Annotated in this window: 22 protein-coding genes; 17 read left to right on the forward strand and 5 right to left on the reverse strand. The window is 45.6% G+C overall.

The annotated features are described in order from the left end of the window. The first annotated feature begins 3 nt into the window (after positions 1-3). The 7 genes from upp (at position 4) to PBAL39_RS09355 (ending at position 5,789) form a co-directional block, all read left to right on the forward strand. Entirely contained in the window at positions 4-648 is a 645-nt protein-coding gene (gene upp, locus PBAL39_RS09325) for a uracil phosphoribosyltransferase (RefSeq protein WP_008240649.1), read from the forward strand. A 15-nt stretch (positions 649-663) separates the two neighbouring features. Beyond that, the gene (locus tag PBAL39_RS09330) at positions 664-1,356 is read left to right on the forward strand and encodes a YjjG family noncanonical pyrimidine nucleotidase (protein WP_008240651.1); all 693 of its coding nucleotides are present in this window, start codon (positions 664-666) and stop codon (positions 1,354-1,356) included. Positions 1,357-1,374: 18 nt separating this feature from the next. Beyond that, entirely contained in the window at positions 1,375-1,893 is a 519-nt protein-coding gene (locus tag PBAL39_RS24605) for a DinB family protein (RefSeq protein WP_008240653.1), read from the forward strand. Between the two features lie 54 nt (positions 1,894-1,947). After that, the gene (locus tag PBAL39_RS09340) at positions 1,948-3,279 is read left to right on the forward strand and encodes a flippase (RefSeq protein ID WP_008240655.1); all 1,332 of its coding nucleotides are present in this window, start codon (positions 1,948-1,950) and stop codon (positions 3,277-3,279) included. 199 nt (positions 3,280-3,478) lie between these two features. Further along, positions 3,479-4,102, forward strand: a complete 624-nt coding sequence (locus PBAL39_RS09345) for a hypothetical protein (protein ID WP_008240657.1) — start codon at positions 3,479-3,481, stop codon at positions 4,100-4,102. 20 nt (positions 4,103-4,122) lie between these two features. Continuing rightward, positions 4,123-4,884: a bifunctional 2-polyprenyl-6-hydroxyphenol methylase/3-demethylubiquinol 3-O-methyltransferase UbiG gene (locus PBAL39_RS09350; RefSeq protein ID WP_008240658.1), complete on the forward strand. Its 762-nt coding sequence runs from the start codon at positions 4,123-4,125 to the stop codon at positions 4,882-4,884. A 2-nt stretch (positions 4,885-4,886) separates the two neighbouring features. Then, positions 4,887-5,789 (forward strand): glycosyltransferase, encoded by a 903-nt coding sequence (locus tag PBAL39_RS09355; protein ID WP_008240659.1) that lies wholly within the window; start codon positions 4,887-4,889, stop codon positions 5,787-5,789. Between the two features lie 41 nt (positions 5,790-5,830). Here PBAL39_RS09355 and PBAL39_RS09360 read toward each other — a convergent pair whose 3' ends face one another. After that, a complete protein-coding gene (locus PBAL39_RS09360; RefSeq protein WP_008240660.1) occupies positions 5,831-6,580 on the reverse strand; it encodes a bifunctional 2-polyprenyl-6-hydroxyphenol methylase/3-demethylubiquinol 3-O-methyltransferase UbiG in 750 nt (249 codons plus the stop codon). 38 nt (positions 6,581-6,618) lie between these two features. Next, positions 6,619-9,840 (reverse strand): S41 family peptidase, encoded by a 3,222-nt coding sequence (locus tag PBAL39_RS09365; RefSeq protein WP_008240661.1) that lies wholly within the window; start codon positions 9,838-9,840, stop codon positions 6,619-6,621. A gap of 209 nt (positions 9,841-10,049) precedes the next feature. On the opposite strand from PBAL39_RS09365, the gene PBAL39_RS09370 reads away from it, so the two are divergent. The 3 genes from PBAL39_RS09370 (at position 10,050) to PBAL39_RS09380 (ending at position 12,761) form a co-directional block, all read left to right on the forward strand. Continuing rightward, complete coding sequence (locus PBAL39_RS09370; RefSeq protein ID WP_008240662.1) at positions 10,050-11,321, forward strand: glycosyltransferase family 4 protein; 1,272 nt, start codon at positions 10,050-10,052, stop codon at positions 11,319-11,321. Between the two features lie 14 nt (positions 11,322-11,335). Next, positions 11,336-12,085, forward strand: coding sequence for a glycosyltransferase family 2 protein (locus PBAL39_RS09375; RefSeq protein WP_008240663.1), 750 nt, complete (start codon positions 11,336-11,338; stop codon positions 12,083-12,085). Positions 12,086-12,197: 112 nt separating this feature from the next. Further along, positions 12,198-12,761: a type 1 glutamine amidotransferase domain-containing protein gene (locus tag PBAL39_RS09380; protein ID WP_008240664.1), complete on the forward strand. Its 564-nt coding sequence runs from the start codon at positions 12,198-12,200 to the stop codon at positions 12,759-12,761. 112 nt (positions 12,762-12,873) lie between these two features. On the opposite strand, the gene typA is transcribed toward PBAL39_RS09380, so the two are convergent. Further along, positions 12,874-14,679, reverse strand: coding sequence for a translational GTPase TypA (typA, locus tag PBAL39_RS09385; protein ID WP_008240666.1), 1,806 nt, complete (start codon positions 14,677-14,679; stop codon positions 12,874-12,876). A gap of 165 nt (positions 14,680-14,844) precedes the next feature. On the opposite strand from typA, the gene PBAL39_RS09390 reads away from it, so the two are divergent. The 6 genes from PBAL39_RS09390 to PBAL39_RS09410 all read left to right on the forward strand — a co-directional run bounded on the left by PBAL39_RS09390 (position 14,845) and on the right by PBAL39_RS09410 (position 19,420). After that, positions 14,845-15,948, forward strand: a complete 1,104-nt coding sequence (locus PBAL39_RS09390) for a carboxylate-amine ligase (protein WP_008240667.1) — start codon at positions 14,845-14,847, stop codon at positions 15,946-15,948. Positions 15,949-15,953: 5 nt separating this feature from the next. Next, a complete protein-coding gene (locus PBAL39_RS09395) occupies positions 15,954-16,802 on the forward strand; it encodes a type 1 glutamine amidotransferase (protein ID WP_008240669.1) in 849 nt (282 codons plus the stop codon). Further along, positions 16,799-17,986, forward strand: coding sequence for a hypothetical protein (locus PBAL39_RS09400; RefSeq protein WP_008240672.1), 1,188 nt, complete (start codon positions 16,799-16,801; stop codon positions 17,984-17,986). The genes PBAL39_RS09395 and PBAL39_RS09400 overlap by 4 nt, the downstream gene beginning before the upstream one ends. A gap of 50 nt (positions 17,987-18,036) precedes the next feature. Continuing rightward, complete coding sequence (locus PBAL39_RS25025) at positions 18,037-18,198, forward strand: FeoB-associated Cys-rich membrane protein (protein WP_008240674.1); 162 nt, start codon at positions 18,037-18,039, stop codon at positions 18,196-18,198. Between the two features lie 15 nt (positions 18,199-18,213). Further along, a complete protein-coding gene (locus PBAL39_RS09405) occupies positions 18,214-18,801 on the forward strand; it encodes a Crp/Fnr family transcriptional regulator (protein WP_008240676.1) in 588 nt (195 codons plus the stop codon). Between the two features lie 88 nt (positions 18,802-18,889). After that, positions 18,890-19,420, forward strand: a complete 531-nt coding sequence (locus tag PBAL39_RS09410; RefSeq protein ID WP_008240678.1) for a YceI family protein — start codon at positions 18,890-18,892, stop codon at positions 19,418-19,420. 125 nt (positions 19,421-19,545) lie between these two features. Here PBAL39_RS09410 and ispF read toward each other — a convergent pair whose 3' ends face one another. Both ispF and porV read right to left on the reverse strand, forming a co-directional pair. Then, a complete protein-coding gene (gene ispF / locus PBAL39_RS09415) occupies positions 19,546-20,025 on the reverse strand; it encodes a 2-C-methyl-D-erythritol 2,4-cyclodiphosphate synthase (protein ID WP_008240680.1) in 480 nt (159 codons plus the stop codon). Between the two features lie 41 nt (positions 20,026-20,066). Then, on the reverse strand, positions 20,067-21,248 hold the full coding sequence (gene porV / locus PBAL39_RS09420) for a type IX secretion system outer membrane channel protein PorV (protein WP_008240682.1): 1,182 nt from the start codon (positions 21,246-21,248) through the stop codon (positions 20,067-20,069). Between the two features lie 210 nt (positions 21,249-21,458). Between porV and PBAL39_RS09425 the strand changes: the two genes are divergently transcribed. Further along, positions 21,459-23,036, forward strand: a complete 1,578-nt coding sequence (locus PBAL39_RS09425) for an SUMF1/EgtB/PvdO family nonheme iron enzyme (protein ID WP_008240684.1) — start codon at positions 21,459-21,461, stop codon at positions 23,034-23,036. Positions 23,037-23,063 lie beyond the last annotated feature (27 nt).

The raw sequence follows: 23,063 nt of genomic DNA on the forward strand, positions 1-23,063 counted from the left end.
GCGATGTTATTCAACCTGGACCAAACCCCTTCCATAGCCAACACCTTCATTGCTGAGTTACGTGACCAGCAGGTACAAAAAGATGCCATGCGCTTCCGGCGCAACATGGAACGACTGGGTGAATATTTTGCCTATGAGATCAGTAAGACTTTACCTTACCACCGTATAGAAACACAAACTCCGCTTGGCATTGCCCAAACGGCAGTGCTGACAGAGCAGCCTGTGCTGGCGACCATCCTGCGGGCGGGTATACCGCTGCACCAGGGATTGCTGAATGTCTTCGACCGCGCGGATTCTGCATTTATCGCCTCCTACCGCAAGCATACCAAGTCTAACAATTTCACTATTCAGATGGAATATGTGTCCTCCCCTGACCTGAGCGACCGGATTGTGATCATGGCCGACCCTATGCTGGCCACCGGAATGAGCATGGTGCTGGGATGCAGGGAGCTGATCAGCCGTTATGCACTCAAGGAGTTACACATTGTGTCGGCCATCGCCAGCAATGAAGGCATCAGGCATGTCCGCGCCAATCTTCCCAAAGCAAACCTCTGGATTGGCGCCATAGATGACGAAATGACCAGCAAGTCGTATATTGTGCCCGGATTAGGCGATGCAGGTGACCTTGCCTATGGAACCAAACAATAGATTACGAGAGATCAGATGATGATAAAACATATTTTCTTTGACCTGGATCATACCATCTGGGACTTCGACAAAAATGCACAGGAAACTTTAACGGAACTATATACCGCTTACGAGCTTGCCCAGCTGGGACTAAGCTCCTGCGATGATTTCATCGCTACCTATACGGCCAACAACCATTCACTTTGGATGGAATACCACCTGGGAAACATCAGCAAGGAAACACTGCGCGCCGAGCGATTCAGTAGAACCTTTATCGAGCTTGGTATCCAGCCAGAACTGATCCCAGTGCAGTTTGAGGACGACTACGTGCGGATGACACCCATCAAAACCAATCTCTTTGAAGGCTCTAAGCGGGTCCTTGCCTACCTGCAGGAAAAATATACGCTCCACATCATCTCCAATGGATTTAAGGAAAGTACACTGATGAAGATGGACCGCTCCGGACTAAACCCTTATTTCGCCAATGTAGTCATCTCTGAAGATGTAGGGGTCAACAAACCCAACAAAGCCATTTTTGAATACGCGCTGGACAAAGCAAAGGCCCTGAAGCAGGAAAGCATCATGATTGGGGACAGCATTGAGGCCGACATCAGGGGTGCACAGGATTTCGGCATGAAGGCCATCTTCTTCAACCCCCTGAAGAAAGAAAAACCTGCAGATGTAGCCCAACAGATCCATCATCTTGAAGAACTGATCACCCTCTTCTAAGAGATATAGACATAAGCTATGGGCAGGGAAAGAGATTATCAAAAGATACAGGAAATCACCGCTGATTACAGAAAGAGACTGCTTCAGATTACGGAAGAAAAATTTATCATGTGTCCGACTTATGGAGGATGGTCCTGTAGCGAAGTCTATTTTCACATTTTCGATGCCAGCATGCTTTCCATGAAGGCCATGACCGCTGCGGCGATGGGCGCAGGTAAAGACCGTAAGACCCATTTTTTGGTGAAGCTCATCCTATTTGCAGACATGCTGCCACCGGGAAAGAGGTTTAAAGCACCGCCGATGCTGGAAAAAAGACTGCGCATGATCACCAAGGCAGAAGCCTTTGATATGCTGACCGGATTTTTGCAAGGCCTGGAGAAGGCGTACCCTCTGTTGTCAGATGCCAGCAGCCACAGCAAAACCAAGCACCCCGTGATGGGTTACCTGAACGCAAAGGACTGGCTCCGCTTTATAGAGATCCACCTGAATCACCACCTGAAACAATTGAAAAGGATTATGGACAGCCTGGACATTTAAAGCAACAAAATGTCCATATTTGCCAATTCAAACTAAATCGATTATACCATACAAATGAAGATCCCCAAAATCCCAGGCTTTGACCAGCAGGCTATTGAAAAATATGCAAAGAATACCGGTTGGCTGATGATTGCCCGCGTAGGGAGCCTGGTGATCAAGGTACTGATCGGATTTATGGTGAGTAACTACCTTGGGGCTACACAGAATGGGATTTACAACTACCCGATGACGATTGCCACCTTTTTTATCGCTGCCGCAGCATTGGGGCTGGACGGTTTTGTCACACGTGAACTCATCCGTTATCCGGAGAAAAAGAAGGCATTGTTAGGTACTGCTTTCATCCTGAAAACAATAGGGGGCATTGCAGTCCTTCCCATGATTTACCTGTTTTATGGGGCCGTCAATGATTTCAAACCCGCAGAGACCCCGTTTTCCTATGTATTGATTGTGAGCTGCTCGGGGATCGTGCAGGCATTTAACATCATCGACAGCTATTTCCAGTCGAAGGCACAAGGAAAACTGATCATGATTGTTCAGATTGCCGGAAACATACTTTCGGCTTTCATCAAGCTCGCACTGATCCTTTCCGGCCTGCCAATTGAGTGGTTCATCATCTCACTGCTGTTTGACACACTGCTGCTGTCCGGGGGATATATTTATGTTTATACGCTAAAAGGGAGCTCCATATTCAATTGGAAGTTTGATCTGCAGCTGGCCAAATACCTGCTCCACAATTCCTGGCCACTGGCTTTTTCGGCGGTACTGGTATCCATCTATATGAGGATAGACCAGCTAATGATCAAAAATTACCTCGACATCAAAAGCCTGGGGATCTATTCTACTGTGGTACAGCTTGCAGAATCCTGGTATTTTATCCCTGTCGCGATTGTGACCGCGGTATTTCCCGCAATCATGAATGCGCGCAGAGATGATCCCATCCGCTACAAAAGAAGGATGCAGAACATGTACGACTTAATGGTCTGGATCAGCCTGAGCCTGGCCATATTCATGACCTTCGCGGCGCCATATATCTATAAGATATTCTACAAACCGGAGTTCCACCCGGGTGCACATGTGCTCTCTGTACATATCTGGGCGGGTATTTTTGCTTTCCTGGGTACCGCTAGCGGCCAGTTCCTCATTGCTGAAGGATATACCAAATTAGCCCTGGTACGTACTGCGGCTGGAGCAATCATCAACATTTTGCTGAACATGATCTGGATCCCGCAATATGGCATTATGGGTGCCGCCATAGCCACGCTTGTTGCCTATTTCAGCTCTACATTTTTCATTCTCTTATTCCCGAAGACAAGAGAGCAGGGATTGATGATGTTTAAATCACTCTTGCTGTTTACTGTGGTCCAAAAACTCCGCAGCAGGCGTTAAAATGTCCGGGCATCTGAGTACATCGACAATATTGTGCAAAAACTGAGCATCAGCTAATTATTATCTGGATATATTCTCTTTTTAAGTTTAACCTTTTACCTTTGATATCCTGAATAAAAGCACCGTCTGGGGATAAAAATGAATGTACACAGGCCCTTTTATTCTGATGAACAATACTGAACATTAAACACTCCTAATAATGTCCTTAAGACAGGTAGTAAGATCAATCGTGTTGAAGCCGATAAACATATTGGACCTCATTCAACTAAAATCAAAAATCAGGAAAGCTACAGGCCCTGTCAACATCATCATCGGCTCCGAGAAGACCGCCTACGACAATTGGCTACCGACGAACATAGAGAGTTTAAACCTGTTGGAAGTCAGCTCTTTTCAGAACCTGCTTGGCGACAAAAAGGCAACAAAGTTTCTTGCTGAGCATGTTTTTGAGCACATCAGCTATACAGACGCATTGACCGCCCTGAAAAACTGTTATCAGTTTATGGAAAAAGGAGGCACAATCAGGATTGCCGTACCCGATGGCTTCCACCCCAACAAAGACTATATCGACATGGTGAAACCTGGTGGTCATGGTGAAGGCGCACATGACCATAAGCTGTTGTACGACTATAAAAAGCTGACGAAAGTACTGGAAGATGCAGGCTTCAAAACCACACTTCAGGAGTACTACGATGAACAACATCAATTTCACTATCAGGACTGGAACAGCGAAGACGGGCACATCATACGCTCCCGGAGGTACGATAAGCGCTTCAATGAACCACTGGGTTACTCCTCACTGATTGTCGACGGTAAAAAAGTTTAACCTCCCAACGGATACAGCCAATGCTCGATCAAAATCTGAATGAAGCCTACGACAATTTCTATACGACCAGCAACATGGAATGGCGCATGCTTGGCGCGAAAGCCAAGGCCGGCAATATTGCAGAAGTTTGTCAGGCACTACGCCCTGAAAAAGTCCTTGAAGTAGGTGCCGGCGATGGCAGTGTGCTCTATTACCTCAACGAAATGGGTTTTGGCAAAAACCTTTATGCACTTGAGATTGCGGAAAGTGGTGTTCAGCTGATTAAAGACAGGAAGCTGAGCAACCTTAAAGAGGCGCTTCGTTTTGACGGATATAAAATCCCTTATGAAGACAACTTCTTCGACCTGGTAGTCCTTGCCCATGTGCTTGAACATGTGGAGCATGAACGCGTACTGCTCAGGGAGCTCAAACGGGTAGCAAAGTACATTGTGGTAGAAGTGCCCCTGGATTACCGCTTTGGCGTAGACCAGCGCATTAAACATTTCCTGGATTATGGCCACATCAATATGTATACGCCTACGCTCATTCGCTTTCTGCTGCGCAGCGAGGGCATGGAAATTGAAAAAGACAAAACCTCAATGACTCCCGTGGAAACCATCAAATTTTGTGAGTTTACGCTTAAAAATACACCTAAGTCCTTGTTCAAGACACTGAGAATTGAACTGGAATACCGCGTCAAACATACTCTGGGTTTACTCCTGGGCAAGAAAAAAAGAGAGCAGTTCGGCAATGCCTACACTGTGCTGACCAGAAAAACCAATAACACCCTGGAGATCTTTTAATTATGCAATCACCGGCACCTATAGCCCTGTTCGTTTACAACCGCCCGAAACATACCGAGCGGACATTGAAGTTCCTCATGCAGAATGAGCTGGCAGCAGAAAGCAGGCTATTCATCTTTTCTGATGGGTATAAATCAGCTGCCGATGAAACCAGCGTGCTGGAAGTTCGGGAACTGCTGAAAAATATAGAGGGATTTAAGTCGGTTGAGGTCATCGAAAGAAAAGAAAATATGGGGCTGGCCAACAGCGTGATTGCCGGTGTCAGCAGGTTAGTCAAAGATTACAAACAGGTCATTGTCTTCGAAGACGACCTGATCAGTTCGCCATATACACTCAGCTATTTCAACGATGCCCTTGAACGTTACAGAAATGAGGAGAAAGTGATGCACATTGGTGCTTACATGTATCCATTGAAAGAAAACAACCTTCCGGAATCTTTCTTCTACAGAGCTGCCACCAGCTGGGGATGGGCCACATGGGACCGCGCATGGCAGCATTTCGAATCAGATATAGACCTGCTGATCAGCCGCTTTGACGCAAAGAAAAAAGAGACCTTTTCTATTGACGGAAAAATGAACTTCTGGAAGCAGATCCAGGATTTTAAAAAGGGCAGAAATAACTCCTGGGCCATCCGCTGGTATGCTTCTATTTTTCTAAAAGGCGGACTTACGCTGAACCCGGCACATTCGCTCGTCAACAACATTGGTCATGACGGCTCAGGAATCCATTCAGGGATCAATGACATCTACAATGTGGTCATTAACCCAAAGCCAATCCGGAATTTCCCTTCAGAACTGAAGGAAAACCAGGAGGCTTACAAGGTTATTAAAGATTTTTTAAGTACCCGCAAGGGCTCATTGTGGCAGCGCATCAGGAGATTTATTCACCAGCGACTGGCAGGGTAGATCCCCCCTACTTACTTATAGACGCTGGCAGACCTTCTAACCTAAGCCTTTTTTGCTTCCAGAATAATGTATGGAGATAGCTGTCTGGAGTTAAAAGGAAATATCTTAGTAAAAACCTTCCCTACAAGCCATAATGACTTTTTCATCAGGCGTACACCCAGAGGTTTTTGCTTTTCATTCTCCAGCCAAAGGCTGAAGTGCCCAAAATATCGGGATTGGCGTATCTCAAGACCTTCCTTCCTGCAAATATCAGCAAGAAATTCAGGATCCATACAGCCGATATTGTGTTTATCGTAATTCTCGCGGTCGAAGTTCTTCTGCAGCCATCCGTTGACAGCCCTGAAATTAGGAAGTGTAATGAAAAGTGTGCCTCCAGGTTTCAGGAAAGCCACATGCCTCCTGATGATGTCTGCGGTATCATTGAAATGCTCAATGAGACCACAGGACAATACTAGGTCGAAGGACTGTTCCGGTGTATATTTGAACAGGTCCGTTTCAATAATATGGATGTCCTGCTCTTCGAGCTGGTTGGCATGAAGCAGGGCATTGGTGACAGGCTGGTGAACAAAATAATCCAAAAGGGTCACCTCTAATTTAAAATACTTCTTTAAAAATACAGCATAATAGCCGGGGAACCCCCCAAGTTCAATTGCAGTTTTGACGCTTTCTTTTTCAATCAGCGTCTTCAGTTGCTCATGAAAAAGATAGTTTGCCGGAATATTTACCGATAACCCGGTTTTACCCTCCCAATAATTCACCCAAAATTGTCTGTCTGTTAACAGGTTATCCATTATGCTATTGATCTAAAAATGCAGGAACAAATATGATATTATTTTTTGAGGTCCTGAAGTATTTCTGCTACCGCCCGTTCCAGCTGTGGATCTTTGTCTTCCAGCCGGTCTACAAAAGTATTTTTTACATAAATATCAGGTGCGACTCCTTCTTTCTCCAGGTTTTTACCGTCGAGGGTAAAACATCCCCAGGAAGGAAGACGATAGAAAGAACCATCGACAAGCCCTTTCCCTGAGGTAAAGATAATCCACCGGTAGGTCTCTGTACCAATAATTTTCCCCAGTTTCAAAGCTTTGAATCCTGCAGCTGTCATCTCGGCATCGCTGAGCGACTGCTCATTGATGAGCAGAACAATTGGTTTTGCAGCAGGTGCAAAATTACTTTGTGGCGAAAGCTTTCCGCCTCTGTATTTCCATTGCAGGTAGGGGCGCTGCGACAGGAACCTGAGGACTTCGTCGTGCACATTTCCACCAGTATTGTAGCGCAGGTCAAGGATGATTCCTTCTTTATTGTTTTCCTGGGCCACCATGTCCAGCAGGAAGCGTTCCAGCTCATCGCCACCCATATTTTTCATGTAAGAATAGGCAATCCTGTTGTTGCCCAGCGTTTTCACCCGCTCCCTGTTTTCCGTGATCCACTCATCATACAGGTTGCCTTTCAGCGTACCGGTACTCTGCGGATGCACTTTGGTGGTTACTATTTTTCCTTCTCTAGTTAAGGTCAGCTCCATCTCCTGCTCGAGAGATGGCGTGGTGAAATAATAATCACGGTCTATTGAAGCATCCAAAGGAACCCCATTGACAGCGGTAATAACATCTCCGGCACGCAGCCCTACCCCTTTGTGGCGGCCATTGCTCTGTGCGACAACTCTTGATACTTTGAATGGGTTTTCATCATCAAAAACAATCCCGGTTTCATTTGTGGCATAATTTAAGGATTTCCGCTCATCAGCACCGTAAGTGCTGAAACCCAGGTGCGACGAGTTCAGCTCGCCCAGCATGTCGTTGAGCAACACCCGAAGGTCAGACCTGTTATTGAGGTATGGGAGAAACCTGGCATATTGCTGGCGCATCTTCATCCAGTCTACACCATGAAAATCTTCACTGTAGAAGTTTTCTTCAAGCCCAGCCCAGCTTTCATAAAACATCTGGTTAAATTCTTCATTGAGGTTTCTATTGAACTTATAACCAATATCAAGACGGTCCAGGCGGTTCATGTCTATGTTATATTTGTGAATGGTACCCCGGGATAAGATGTAATATTTGTCGCCGGACTGCTGGATGGATGCATATCCATCGGTAACCTTCTCGGTTTTGTTGTTCTCGAAGTTTTCTATTACCGTACGATAGAAGGATGCTCCGCCCCCTTCATGATCGGAGGAATAGAAAGCATAGGTCTTATCGCCTTTTTCCAGGATTTCAGCCCCGCTCTGGGTGCCAAAGTTAGGGCTGACCAATGTGATCCGATCCATGAGGTTCTGGGTATTGATGACGAACATGGAGGCCTCTTTCGATTTGTCTTCAGCTTTCTTCAGGCTATCTGCTTTTGCTTTTTCCTTCTCTGATTTTGAGGGTTTCTTTTTGTCTTTATCAGTCTTGTTGTCCGCAGGAGCAGTTTTATCCTTTTTCTTTTCATTGAACAGCTCATCAAACTTATCCAGGCGATAGGGCTCATCGTAGTCGTCCAGCGCCATGCGGTATACATGACCATTTTGCATTCCAAAAGGATAAGATGGTTTAGTACGCAAACTGGTAAAGAAGATATACTTGCCATCAGGAGACCAGGAAGGCGATGTTTCTGTCACGCCCGTGTTGGTGAGGTTGATGGTTTTATTCTGTTTGAGGTGGTGTACAAAGATATCCTGTTCGAAATTGCGATATGCCGTGAACAGTACATAGGCCCCGTCCGGGGAAAAAGAAGGATTGGCATTCTGAAAGGCCCAGATCTCGTCTTTTACGATGGTCTTGCTTTCCAGTGACTTCAGGTCCATCACCCGCACTTCATCCCTACCGCTGAGGTAAACTGCCTGCGTACGGTCTTTATTGAATGCGATGGCCCTGTTGCTTCTGTTTTCGCTGGTCAGCTGTTTGGTTTTTCCTTTGCCATCCGCAGCAATACTGAACCAATTCGGATATCCCTTAAAGGTTTGATTGAACACCAGCGTGCGGTTATCGGAAAGCCATTTCACTTCCATCACTCTTTCATTGATGCCGTTTTCAAGACCACGGTTGATCTTTCTGATGAATTTTCCTTCGGCATCACTCACAAAAAGCTCCCCCCGAGAAACGAAGGCCAGCTTTTTACCATCCGGAGAGGCGTCAAAATCAGTAATGGATCCGCGGACATCGAACTCCTGATCCTTGCTCAGCACGGTATTTCTGGAAACTTCAATATTGATCTTACGGCTGGTCTTTGAGGATACATTATATAGATAAAGTTGATAATCCCTTTCAAAAACTATTGACGCTCCATTGGCAGCAACGAAAGGACGCTTGATGGCTGAGGGAAAATCGGTCAGGCGGAGCTTTTTGTCGCCTTCAAAGGTATACAGGTTATATTCGTCATTGCCTTCATCAGAGGCATAATAGACCTTTCCGCTTTTGGCAACAGTAGCCCATAAGTCCTTGCCTTTATAATCGGTATATTGTTTATAGGCTTTAGTTTTAGGGTTATAGGATTGGATATCAGGATTGAAAGCTCCTTTATATCGTTTCCTGTTGGCGAAATTTTTACTTTCCCAGGTATCATTGAAAAAAAGCTCGCCGCTTGGCGCCTCGGCAACATTATGAATGGTATTGAAGAAGTTCGGGAAGAGCCGTTTTGCGGTTCCTCCATTTGCACCCACGGTATAGGTGGTATACATGTTATATCTTCCCGAGCTGAAATAAATGGTCTTGGAATCCCAGCTCCAGTTGTCGACCTCGTCGGCAGTATCATTAAAGGTCAGCTGTTTGACAGTACCTCCAGCCATTGGCATCACATAGACATCATAGTTTCCAAACTGGTTGGAAGAGAAGGCAAGCCATTTTCCATCAGGAGAAACCCTGGGATTGATTTCTTCACCAGGCATTGCGGTGAGCCTGGTGGCGGCACCACCGGTAGCAGGAACTTTCCAGAGGTCGCCCTCGAAGCTGAATACTACGGTTTGTGCATCCGGCGTTAAAGCAGGATAAGCAGTAAAATAAGTTTCATTTTGCGCTTGTGTGACTGTACCTGAGAGCAGCAGCGCAGTGGTAATGGCAAAAAATGTTCTTTTCATATTTTTTTAGTGTCAATGTCTGATCATAATCTGTTCATGAGACGATTCCTCAAATAAATAGTTTCATTTTTAAATTTATTTTTGACAGTTTACAGTTGCTTGGCATTTTTGAGCCTTACAAGGTTTTAAATCGCAATCAACGCACCTGGTTCAACGAAAATAAAACAAGTATTTAATAAAGGTTAACAATAATATGTAATTTTGATAAATTGAAAGTAGTACACTTAAATACATACGAGGGGAATGGTGGTGCTGGCAGGGCATGCCTGCGGCTCAGCAGCGCATTAAAAGCTCAGGACATTGATTCTGATGTCATTGTATATTTTCAATTCAAGGAGAGCAATCAGACAGATACATTCAGCAAAACTCCCTTTCAAAAGGCCAGAGCGGTATTCAACATCCTATCGGAGCGGTACTTATCGAAGGCAGTATCCAAAGCCCTGAAAACCCCTTTTTCCCTGCAATGGTTTGGGCGCTCCGTGATCCGGCATCCGAAGGTGCAGGCCGCAGACATCATTCATTTACATTGGGTGAACCACGGCTTCCTGTCGCCGAAATTTCTTGCCGAACTGGACGAGCTGGAGAAACCTGTGGTATGGACCTTCCACGACAGCAATGCCTTTACCGGAGGCTGCCATGTACGCTACTCCTGCGAGAACTACCATAAGGAATGCGGCTTCTGCCCTCTGCTAAAGGTCAACGGGAAGAATGACATCTCTCACCAGACTTGGGCGCGCAAGAAAAAGGCCTATTCCGAACTCAACTGTCATATTGTTGCCCCGAGCAACTGGATGGCCAACTCTGTTAAATTCAGCAGTCTGATGGGTGCCCGAGCAGTGACAGTTATTCCGAATACCATTGAAACGGATGTTTTTAAACCCTATGTGAAGTCGGAAGCCAAGAAGATCCTGAAGATCCAGCCGGACAAGTTTGTGCTGATGAGTGGGTTCATGCCTTCGAAGAATGACAAACACAAAGGCACCTCCTACCTGATTGCAGCATTGAACGACCTCGCTTCGAGACCGGGCATAGTCAAAGAAAATATAGAACTGGTGATCTTTGGAAACAACGACCAGGCTGACATGCCTGAATTCCCATTTAAAACCACTTTCCTAGGAACCATCAGCAATGACAGTCACCTAGCCAAATGTTATTCAGCCGCAGACGCTTTTATTACGCCTTCTCTCGAAGACAACCTGCCGAATACGGTAATGGAGAGCCTTGCTTGTGCAACGCCGGTGGTGGCCTTTAAAACGGGTGGCATTCCGGATATGGTGAGGCATCTGGAGAATGGTTACCTGGCAGATTACGAATCTTCAGAAGACCTGGCAACTGGAATGGAATGGCTTTACCATGAAGACCATGCAGCAGAGATTCAGAAGGAAGCACGCAGGACGATCCTGATGCAATTCTCGGAAACTGTAATCGCAGAAAAGCACTTATTATTATATCAGTCACTAATCAACCAACAGCCCCGCTAATCTTCCGCCCCCCTATGCAACCAAAGCTCAGCGTCATTACCATCGTTTATAACAATGTAAAGGACATCGAACGGACCATGCTTTCTGTTTTGAATCAGACTTACACGAATATTGAATACCTCGTGATTGATGGCGCATCAAAAGACGGCACGAAAGAACTCATTGAAAAATATCAATCCAGACTCGGCTATTTTATTTCTGAGCCCGACAAAGGCATTTACGATGCCATGAATAAGGGACTGGCAGCAGCTACAGGGGATTATGTATTGTTTATGAACTCCGGGGACGAGATTTACTCGCCGGTTACTGTTGCTGAGATCTTTGAATGCGGTGGTCATGCAGATATCTATTACGGGGAGACGGAGATGTACGACGAAAACTGGAAGAGCTTGGGACAGCGGAGGCATACTGCTCCTGCAGTTTTCAACTGGAAGAGTTTCAGGTATGGCATGAACATCAGTCACCAGGCCATTTACGTCAGAAGGAGCCTTACCGCACCTTATGATTTACAGTATAAGTACAGCGCAGATATTGACTGGATCATCCGCGCCGCAAAGAAGGCATCGAGCATCGTGAATACACATAGTTATGTGGCAAAATACCTTGTCGGCGGTATTTCCAAGAAAAAACACCTGGCAAGCCTGAAGGAGCGGTTCCGCATATTCAGTAAATACTACGGGCTGGTACCCAACCTCATCAATCATATTTTCATCGCGATGAACCTGTTCCAGTATTATGTCAGACATCGCAGGACCAACGATTAGAAATTGGCTTCCGAAGCAGTTTATCGGCGATTTTTCAAAATGTAAAACATTATCTATCCCGGCTTGTAATTAATGAGGCGAAAGTCAAGTTTATACATTAAAATTCAAGAATATGGGAACATTAAGCAATCGAACCATAGCCGTTCTATCAGAAAACGGTTTCGAAGAAACAGAGCTGACCAGCCCGGTACAGCGACTGAAAGAAGAAGATGCCACGGTACACATCATATCCTCCTCGGAGGGACAGATCCAGGCGATGAAAGGCGATCATGAATGGACCATCAAGGTAGATGTCGACAGGACGCTGGCAGAAGTAAATGCCGAAGACTATGACGGGCTGCTCATCCCAGGAGGAGTACTCAACCCGGACTCATTAAGAAAAAACGAAGATGCGCTGAAATTTGTGCGCGACTTTTTTGCTGCCGGCAAACCGGTAGCAGCAATATGTCATGGGCCACAGGTGCTGATCAGCGCGGAAGTGGTAGAAGGAAGGACACTGACCTCTACAAAAACCATCAAAATAGACCTTGTAAATGCTGGAGCGATCTGGCAGGACGAGGAAGTGGTGGTGGACCAGGGGCTCGTCACCAGCCGGAGCCCGGATGACCTTCCTGCATTCAATGACAAAATTGTAGAAGAATTTGCAGAAGGTGTGCATGAGCATCAGCATGTTTAGGAACATCTGAGCAACAGGATTCTTGAAATGCCATTACAAGAAGAAGCCCCTGAGCGATTGCTCAGGGGCTTCTTCATATCATAAGACACCTGTTTTTACAGGATGATTCAGCTTACTGGAATTTTTTAGCGTTGATTTTACGCTCATTTTCCGTTAAATAGATCTTACGCAGACGCATGCTGACTGGAGTTACCTCGATGTACTCATCAGCCTGGATGTACTCCATTGCTTCCTCAAGAGAGAATTTAATGGCTGGAGCAATACGCGTATTGTCATCTGTACCTGAAGCACGCATGTTGGTCAATGCTTTACCTTTAACGATGTTGATGACCAAGTCATTGTCACGGATGTGCTCTCCAAGGATCTGCCCTTCATAGATATCTACACCCGGATCAACGAAGAAACGTCCGCGATCCTGCAGTTTATCGATAGAATAAGCAGTTGTATTACCTTTATCCATAGAAACCAATACACCATTCATCCTTCCAGGGATGGTACCTTTCCAAGGCTCGTAAGACTTGAAACGGTGTGCCATGATGGCTTCACCGGCAGTTGCAGTAAGAACATTGTTTCTCAAACCGATGATACCACGTGAAGGGATCTCAAATTCAAGGTGTTGTAAATCTCCTTTTGGCTCCATGATCAGCAATTCACCTTTACGTTGTGTAACCAGCTCAATTACTTTACCAGCAACTTCACCCGGAACATCAACAATCAGTGTCTCAATAGGCTCACATTTTTTACCGTCAATTTCTTTAACGATAACCTGTGGTTGTCCTACCTGGATCTCATAACCTTCGCGACGCATGGTCTCGATCAATACTGATAAATGGAGAATACCCCTTCCGTATACCAGATAAGCATCAGGAGATTCTGTTTCTACTACTTTCAGGGCAAGGTTTTTCTCCATCTCTTTGTACAGACGCTCTCTGATACGCTGAGAAGTTACAAATTTACCTTCTTTACCAAAGAATGGTGAGTTGTTGATGGTGAACAACATGTTCATCGTAGGCTCATCAATTTTGATGACCGGCAGTTGCTCCGGCGCATCGAAATCTGCAATGGTGTCACCAATATCGAAACCATCGATACCAACAACAGCACAGATGTCGCCAGACTTCACTTCTGTAGTACGGATCTTACCTAAACCTTCGAATGTATATAATTCTTTTACTCTTGTTTTTACAACTTTACCATCACGTTTGATCAACGTTACCGGTTGGTTTTCTTTAATCACACCACGGTGTACACGTCCGATAGCGATACGACCTACGAAAGAAGAATAATCTAAAGAGGTGATCTGCATCTGAAGGGTACCGTCGTTGGTAGGTGCAGGAGGAATGTTGGCAACAACAGCATCCAATAATGCAAAGATGTCTGTAGTAGGCACTTTCCAGTCGGTGCTCATCCATCCTTGTTTTGAGGATCCGTAAATTACAGGGAAGTCTAACTGCTCTTCTGTAGCTTCAAGGTTGAAGAACAATTCGAAGATCTGCTCGTAAACTTCTTCCGGGCGGCAGTTTTCTTTATCCACTTTGTTGACAACAACAATTGGTTTAAGACCTAATGCCAAAGCTTTCTGAGTTACGAAACGAGTTTGAGGCATCGCACCTTCAAAAGCATCACACAACAACAACACCCCATCAGCCATTTTCAGTACACGCTCTACCTCACCACCGAAATCGGCGTGACCAGGAGTATCAATAATATTGATTTTTACATCTTTATATTGTACTGACACGTTTTTTGAAACGATGGTAATTCCACGCTCACGCTCCAGGTCGTTGTTGTCAAGAATTAAATCTCCGGTCTGCTCGTTATCACGAAAGATAGAACAAGAGTGTAAGATCTTATCAACCAATGTAGTTTTACCGTGGTCAACGTGTGCTATGATAGCTATATTTCTTATTTTTTGCATACAATGCGTAGTAAATTTTGGCGCAAAGATAGGATTTATTATCAACATATCAATCAATTAGTTAAGAGCAAATAATGAAATGTTTCATCTGCAAAGACACAGGTATGGCAACTATATATAAAATCGTTCTACCTTTGTGTATACACAGGAACAAGCAGCGGCAGCATGATCAACGATTTCACACTTGGCGTAGAAGAAGAATACATGGTGATCGACCCGGTCACCCGCGAACTTTGCTCTCATGATCAGAAGATTGTGGAGGCCGCGCAGAAGATTTATCAGGACAAGGTGAAGGCAGAGATGCACCAGGCGGTGGTAGAGGTGGGCACCGGCATCTGCAGGAATACCGACGAGGCAAGACGTGAGATTTCCGACCTTCGGCGTACGGTGGCACAACTCGCCGGCGAACAGGGGCTCCTGATCGGCGCCTCTGGCACACACCCTTTTTCACATTGGGAGAAGCAGCTGATGACAGAGCATCCGCGTTACAACGAGATTGTCAACGAGCTTCAGGAAGCTGCACGCTCCAACCTGATCTTTGGCCTGCATGTCCACGTAGGGTTCCAGTCGCGCGAACTTGCCATACATATTGCCAACCAGGTGCGTTACTTTCTGCCGCATGTATTTGCGTTGTCAACCAACTCCCCCTTTTGGGAGGGCCGCAATACAGGATACAAGTCTTTTCGCACCAAGGTCTTTGATAAATTTCCGAGAACAGGGATTCCGGATGTGTTCAATAGTATAGAAGATTATGACAATTACATCAAACTGCTGATCAAAACCAGGAGTATTGACAATGCCAAGAAAATATGGTGGGACATCAGGGTGCATCCTTTTTATGAAACTATAGAATTCAGGATCTGCGACTGCCCCATGCTGGTGGATGAGACGATGGCCTTTGTTGCCCTTTTTCAGGCACTTTGTGCCAAGTTGTATAAGCTGCGATTGCAGAACATGAATTACATTACCTACTCCAGAGCGCTGATCAATGAGAACAAATGGCGCGCAGCGCGGTATGGCATCGACGGCAAGCTGATTGATTTTGGTAAGGAAATCGAGGTCAACTGCAGAAACCTGATCCTCGAGCTGCTCGACTTCATTGACGACGTGGTGGATGAGCTGGGCTGCCGGTCGGAGATCAACTACGTACACCAGATCCTGGAGAACGGAACGGGTGCAGACCGGCAGCTGGAGGTATACCGCAACAGCGGATCCTTTGAGTCTGTTGTGGATTTCATTACCGAGCAGACACTTGCAGGAATAAAATAAAAAGTATGGGCAGGAAAAAGATCAGCGCAGCGATAATAGACATGAACAATGGCATGCCCAACCTTGGGATCCAGGGAATTTGCGACAGCCTGACTGCTTATGCTGATGCGGCCTCGTTATCTCTTTCTGTGGAGGTTTTTAGCCTCCGTGAACTGGGGGAAATTCCGGGTATGGAATACGACATCTACATCTCCAGTGGCGGCCCCGGCAGCCCTTATGAAGGAGAAGGTCTGGCTTGGGAAAACGCCTTTTTTCAGCTTCTGGAGGATATTGAGATTTTTAACACCGCGGGCAGCAATACGGGAAAGCCCTTTCCAAGGAAATATATGCTGTTGATCTGTCATTCTTTTCAAATGGCCTGCCGCAAGTTTGGCATTGGTACATTGCTACGCAGGAAATCACCCGTATTTGGCGTATTTCCGGTATTTATTACCGAGGAGGGCGATAGTGACCCTTTATTTACAGGTCTTCCGAATCCATTTTTTTGTGTCGACAGCAGGAGCTGGCAGGTGACCAACCCTGATGACCAGCTGTTCTCGAATGAAAAGGCGATTGTCCTTGCTTTGGAAAAAGAACGGCCGCAGGCAGACATGGAACGCTGTGTTATGGCGCTGCGCTTCACAAAAGAGATCTGTGGCACACAGTTTCATCCCGAGGCAAATGCGGAAGGGATGAGCAGCTACCTTCAGCAGGAAGACACCAGGAATGCCATCATCAATGAGCATGGGCTGAAACGGTATGAAGAGATGCTGATCCACCTGACACATCCCGACCGGATCTCACTCACCCAGCAACTGATTATCCCTAATTTCCTGGCAGAGGCCATAGATCACGTCAAGGAGAAGCGGTCATGATCCCATCAGAAAGAAAATCTTTTAATGAGAATTTTTCATCCGAAAAATATCAGTCTTTCCTGAAGGCCATAGCGAACGGCTTTCAGGACATCCCTTTCCGCGTTGCGGAAACACCTGTTTTTATTCCTGCTGACCTCCGGCAACAGCTGATGGATGCGGGTGATGAGCTGATCCGTTTCATCCGTCAACCGGAGTTTAAAACACTGAGCCAACCGGCCATTCCAGAGCAGTGGAAAGTACCCGGCGAAAATGAACACCCACATTTTTTATGTTTCGACTTTGGCATCACCACGGATCGGGAAGGAAAAATGAAACCTATGTTGATCGAACTGCAGGGATTTCCATCACTCTACAACTTCCAGCCACATCTGGCCAGGTTTTATAAGGAACAGTTTAACTTAACGGAAGAGCTAAGTCCCTTTTTCGGAGGATTTGATGAGGCTAGCTATAACGCAATGCTCCGGGAGCTCATCATCGGTAAACACGAACCTCATGAAGTGGCCATGATGGACCTTGATCCACTCAACCAGAAAACAGCGATCGACTTTCAACTGACCTCAAAGCTGCTCGGCATTCCTGTCCTTAGCATCACAGACATTGAAAAAAAGGGAAACCGGCTCTTCTATCATCGGGACGGTCAGTCTATACAGCTGAAACGCATTTATAACCGGGTGATATTTGAAGAAATCGATCTGGAAACGGTTTTTTTTGAGGATTCCTTTGACCCACGAACAAGGCTCGACATCGAATGGATTACACATCCCAACTGGTATTACCGGATCAGCAAGTACCTGATGCCATTTATAAAAAGCGATTTTGTTCCGGAAACAAGTTTTCTGAACAAGCTGGAGCGGATTCCCGAAGACCTGGAAAATTATGTGCTGAAACCGCTGTTTTCATTTGCAGGAAAGGGTGTACTCATCGACGTCACAAAAGCCGATATTGAGGAAATCCCAGATCCGGAACATTGGATACTGCAGCGCAAGGTCGACTATGCCCCATTGGTGCAGTCGCCGGAAGGGGGTGTAAAAGTAGAAGTCCGGTTGATGTACCTATGGCCCGACGGACAGGAGCCCGCATTGTGTGTCAATGTAACACGACTGAGCCGTGGAAAAATGATCGGTGTGGCCCACAACCAGAATTTTAATTGGGTAGGCGGCACGGTTGGCCTGATGAAATTGTAAATTTACATTCTAAAGACTGCAGTGGGGCAGTGTTTATTTAGCTTTGTGTTATGGACATTCAAACCATACTGGTCATTCTTCTTTTTATGGCTGCGGCATTTTACGTTGGTCGCATGCTCTACAGATCCATTTCTCCAAAAAAAGGAGGCTGTGCCTCGGGATGTGGCAAGTGTGGTGCTGATTTCTCCAATGTCGATCCCTCAAAAAAATAGAACGTCGCCCACCCTATGGAACAATTCAAAGAATACCTGCAGAAACGTGTTGCCATTACTGACGAACAATTTGCACTCATCTCTACCAAGTTAAAAGTAAAACATTTTGACAAAAATGAGATGCTGCTGATGAAAGGTGAAGTCACCACGCAGGTATATTTTGTGCTGGAAGGGCTGCTGCGCAGTTACTCCATCGATCATAAAGGAAAAACACACATCATACAATTTGCACCGGAGCAATGGTGGATGTCCGACAGAAACAGCGTACTCTTTAATGAGGGCTCTGATTTTTTTATTGATGCCATTGAACCTACAAAAGCGGTAATGATGCCCAAAGGTTTTATGGAAGAGGCCGTCGCACTTGTGCCTTGTATGGGCAACCTCAATACCACGATGCTGCACAACTCCATCCGCTTCATGCAGAAACGCATAAATATGCTGCTGAGTGCCACTGCGGAAGAAAGATACCTGAACTTCATCCAGCTTTATCCCAACCTTACCCTGAGGGTGCCGCAATGGATGATTGCCTCCTATCTCGGCATCACGCCGGAATCTCTCAGCAGGGTTCGTAAAGACCTGACAAACAAACATTTTAAAGCATAATACTTTCTTATCATACATCAATGCAGGGTCTAAACCTTCGCCGTAATTTTGTGTTGTACTAAAAAGGAAAAATTAAAAACACAATATTATGGCAACTACAAAATGGACTTTAGACCCTACACACAGTGAACTGCAGTTTAAAGTGAAACACCTGATGATCACGACTGTAACAGGTAGCATCAATGACCTGACTGCTGAACTGACTACTGAAGCTGATGATTTTGATCAGGCTACAGTTTCTTTTGAAGGCAGCATCCACTCTATTGATACAGGAAATACAGACAGAGATAACCATTTGAAAAGCGGCGATTTCTTCGATGCTGATCAGTTTCCAAAAATCACTTTCCACTCTACTTCACTGAGCAAGGATGGTGATGACTACATCTTAAATGGTGACCTTACTGTAAAGGGCATCACCAAAGCAGTAAAATTAGACGTGGAATTCGGCGGTATTGCCACTGATCCATGGGGAAATACAAAAGCAGGTTTCACATTGAGTGGCAAAATCAACAGAACAGATTTCGGCCTTACCTGGAACGCAGCGTTGGAAACCGGTGGTGTAATGGTGAGCGAAGATGTTAAAATTCTTGGTGAGCTACAGTTTGTCAAACAAGCGTAGTCACCCGGATTCCGGATAAATAATTCTTTAGTTTTTTAGGAGCAGGATACTTTCAGGGTATCCTGCTTTTTTTATGACAAAGATCCGCTGCATTAAGGGGAAACGGGGAGTTTAAACAGGATAGATTAAAGTTTCTGGATGAGACATACCGCATAAGCCACCACCCCCTCTTCACGTCCTATAAAACCCATGTGTTCATTTGTAGTTGCTTTTATGGAGATGTCTTCTACATCAATGCCCATGGCTGCTGAAATATGTTGCTGCATGGCTGGAATATGCGGATTGATCTTTGGGGCTTCCAGGCAGAGCATGGCGTCTATGTTACCAATTTCAAAACCCTTCTCTTTTACGAGCTTTACACTCTCCTGCAGAAGGATCAGACTGCTGATTCCTTTCCAGCGCGGATCTGTATTTTTAAAATGGAACCCAATGTCCCGCAGGTTTGCGGCGCCCAGCAGCGCATCGCATATCGCGTGCAGGAGCACATCGGCATCAGAATGACCGTAAGCACCCTTATGATGTTCGAGGTTTACACCACCCACTACAAATGGATGTCCATCTTTCAACTGATGCACATCAAATCCAAAACCTACTTTAATCTTCATTTTTTAATTCTAAAATTTATCTTTTGATTGCTGTTCCGGCATCAATAGCTTTTCAAGTCCCCGAAATTGAAGATCAGGGAGAATCGCAGCGTATTTGCCAACGCACTTTTCTGGGCGTTGGCAAGCAGATAGGCAAAATCTATATTGAAAACATTATACTTTAACCCGGCACCAACAGTCATATAACGGCGGTTTCCTTTTTGGGGACTCTCATAAAAATAGCCCGCCCTCAGCCCAAATTGCTGATTATACCAATATTCCAGGCCCGTAGCCATGCTGATTTCGCGCAATTCTTCTGAAAACCCGCCGGGCGCGTCACTAAAGGAGCCAAAAATACCCGATGTAACAGAACGATTGGGATCTTTTCCGGACAGGATGCGTCCTTCCTGATCATAAACAGGCTGAGTGGGCACCAGGAGCTTATTAAAATCCAGCGCGATGGTAAACTGGTTGTAGTCGTCAATGATAAAGGTGGAGGCTCCTCCAAGCTTTAGGTTGGTCGGCAGGAAGTTCCCGTTCTCTCCGTCCACATATCCCAGTTTCGTACCAATATTAGAAATGTTCATTCCGGCAGACAATACGGCATCGCGTCCGAGAAAAACCGTAGGTTTCTTAAAATAGGCAGATACGTCCACCGCGAAGGCTGTCCCTGCTTTTGTTTGCTGACCAGCAGCAAACTGGCCTGAAAAAAGATTAGAATAAATATACCTCACTGCTGTTCCAAGCGAAAATGACTCCCCAAACTGCCGGGCAAGGGAAACATCTAATGCCATTTCATAAGGGGTGTATAACCCCAGGTCCTGCTGACTAATGTCGGTCAGCTGGATTTCACCAAGGTTAAAATAACGAAGGGAGGCTCCAATGGTATTCCGTTCGTCAAGTTTGGAATATCCGGAGAGGTAAGTGAGGCTGACATCGGGCACCACATTTTTTAACCAGGGACTATAAGCGACAGAGAATCCATAATCTCGGTCTATGAAAGCTAGCTTCGACGGGTTAATACTCATGGCATTTGCATCCGGCTGCACTGCTACTCCAGCGTCTCCCATTCCTCCCGCCCTGGCGTCAGGCGTAATCAATAAAAAGGGTACTGCGGTGAGAATGTTATTGCGCCTGCTTCCATTCGTCTCAGTGCCAGACTCAACAAGCTGTGCAGAAAGCTCTGTGCAAATTGTAACTAAAGAAAATACGCTAAAGACAGTCTTGAACAATCTGCTACTCATTCGCCGTATAAATAAAATATTATGGACTGCAAGTTAGCATTGTAGGCAATAATATCAAAGTAATACTCAATTCAAGGCCCCGATGCTCGGCTTTGAAAATTGGACAACGTAAATTATCAACTATTATTTTCAATAAACCATCTTGATTTTTTGTTGTGTAACTCTTTTTTTATGTAATTTTAACAGTTAAAGTATTAGGACATCATCTCTATGAAAAAATCATACCTATATTCACTTGCATCTGTGGCACTTATCGCTGCACTTGCATCCTGTAAATCCAAGGTGGCTACCTCTGAAAAAACTGGTCTTGCCTATAACAAACAGGAGTATGGAGGCTTTGAAGTAAACAAAAAATTCAGACGTGGCCCTGGTCCGGGTTTAGTAGAAATTGAAGGTGGTGTTTTTGTGATGGGCGGAAGTGCGATTAATGTGTCCGGACAGGAACTCAGCAATTATAACCACAAAAGAGAAACTACGGTATCTTCATTTTACATGGATGAAACCGAGGTTTCCAATACCAATTGGCTCGAATATCTGAACTGGATCCGTACCAACTACCCTGAAGATTACGAATATTACTACAACGAAACGCCAGATACACTGGTATGGCGCCGTCCGCTTTCCTATAATGAACCCTACGTAGACAATTACCTGAGGCACCCTGCTTACCAGGATTATCCTGTCGTAGGTGTCAACTGGGAACAGGCAGAAAGATATTGCGCATGGAGAACTGACCGTGTGAATGAGCTCCTGTTACGCGAACGCGGTTATATGACCAGTTACAGAGATATGAATGGCGGTGCCAAAGGTGCAGCAACAACAACGGCGGCAGCGAGACCTACGGAACCTTTCAATACCGATATCTACCTGAATGGTCAGTATGATGATAAAGGTAAACGCGCCATGAAAGACCTGAACCCTTCAAACGCGGCCGCAGGGACGGGAAAAAATACCGCAACAAGGAACGTAAGACTTGAAGATGGTATCCTAAAACAACCTTATCGCCTGCCTACTGAAGCTGAGTGGGAGTATGCTGCACTTGGACTGATCGGCAATACACAGTATGAAAACATCAATGAGAATAAAATCTATCCATGGAATGGACTTGGATTGAGCTCAGCGAAAAAGAGCACCAGGGGATTGATCCTGGCCAACTTCAAACGTACCAAAGGGGATTATATGGGTGTAGGTGGTTCCCTGAATGATAAAGGCGGACTCACTGTTGCGGTAAGGTCGTATATGCCAAATGATTTTGGCCTGTACAACATGGCAGGGAATGTGAATGAATGGGTGGCCGATGTCTATCGTACGAATACCTTCGAAGCTGCTGATGCGTTTAACCCGTACAGGGGTAATTACTACAAGGACAAGAAAATTGCCGATGCCCTTACCGGTAAGGTTGAAAAAGATAAATACAACCGTCCTGTGCTGACAGATGCAACTTCTTACAAGAAACAAACCTGGGCAGAAAAGCAGGCTGCGGCAAGCCAACCGGCACCGGCAGTAAATACCTATGCCGATCAAAGGGGCTATCGGGACAAGGAAAATGAGCTTTATGGCGAAATTACACTGGTTACCGATAAATCAAGAGTTTATAAAGGTGGTTCATGGGACGACCAGGCATTATGGTTAAACCCTGCAACAAGAAGGTTCCTTTCTCAGGATGAGTCTACAGCTGATATCGGGTTCCGCTGTGCGATGACGATGCTTGGTGCTTCGGAAATCCGTTCTACAGGAAAACCACAGTTTAAGAACAAACCTCAGAAAGCGTTCCGCTCAGGAAAATAACCTGAACGCGATTCATAAAAAAGGGGG

Source organism: Pedobacter sp. BAL39 (genome assembly GCF_000170795.1).
Lineage (GTDB): Bacteria > Bacteroidota > Bacteroidia > Sphingobacteriales > Sphingobacteriaceae > Pedobacter.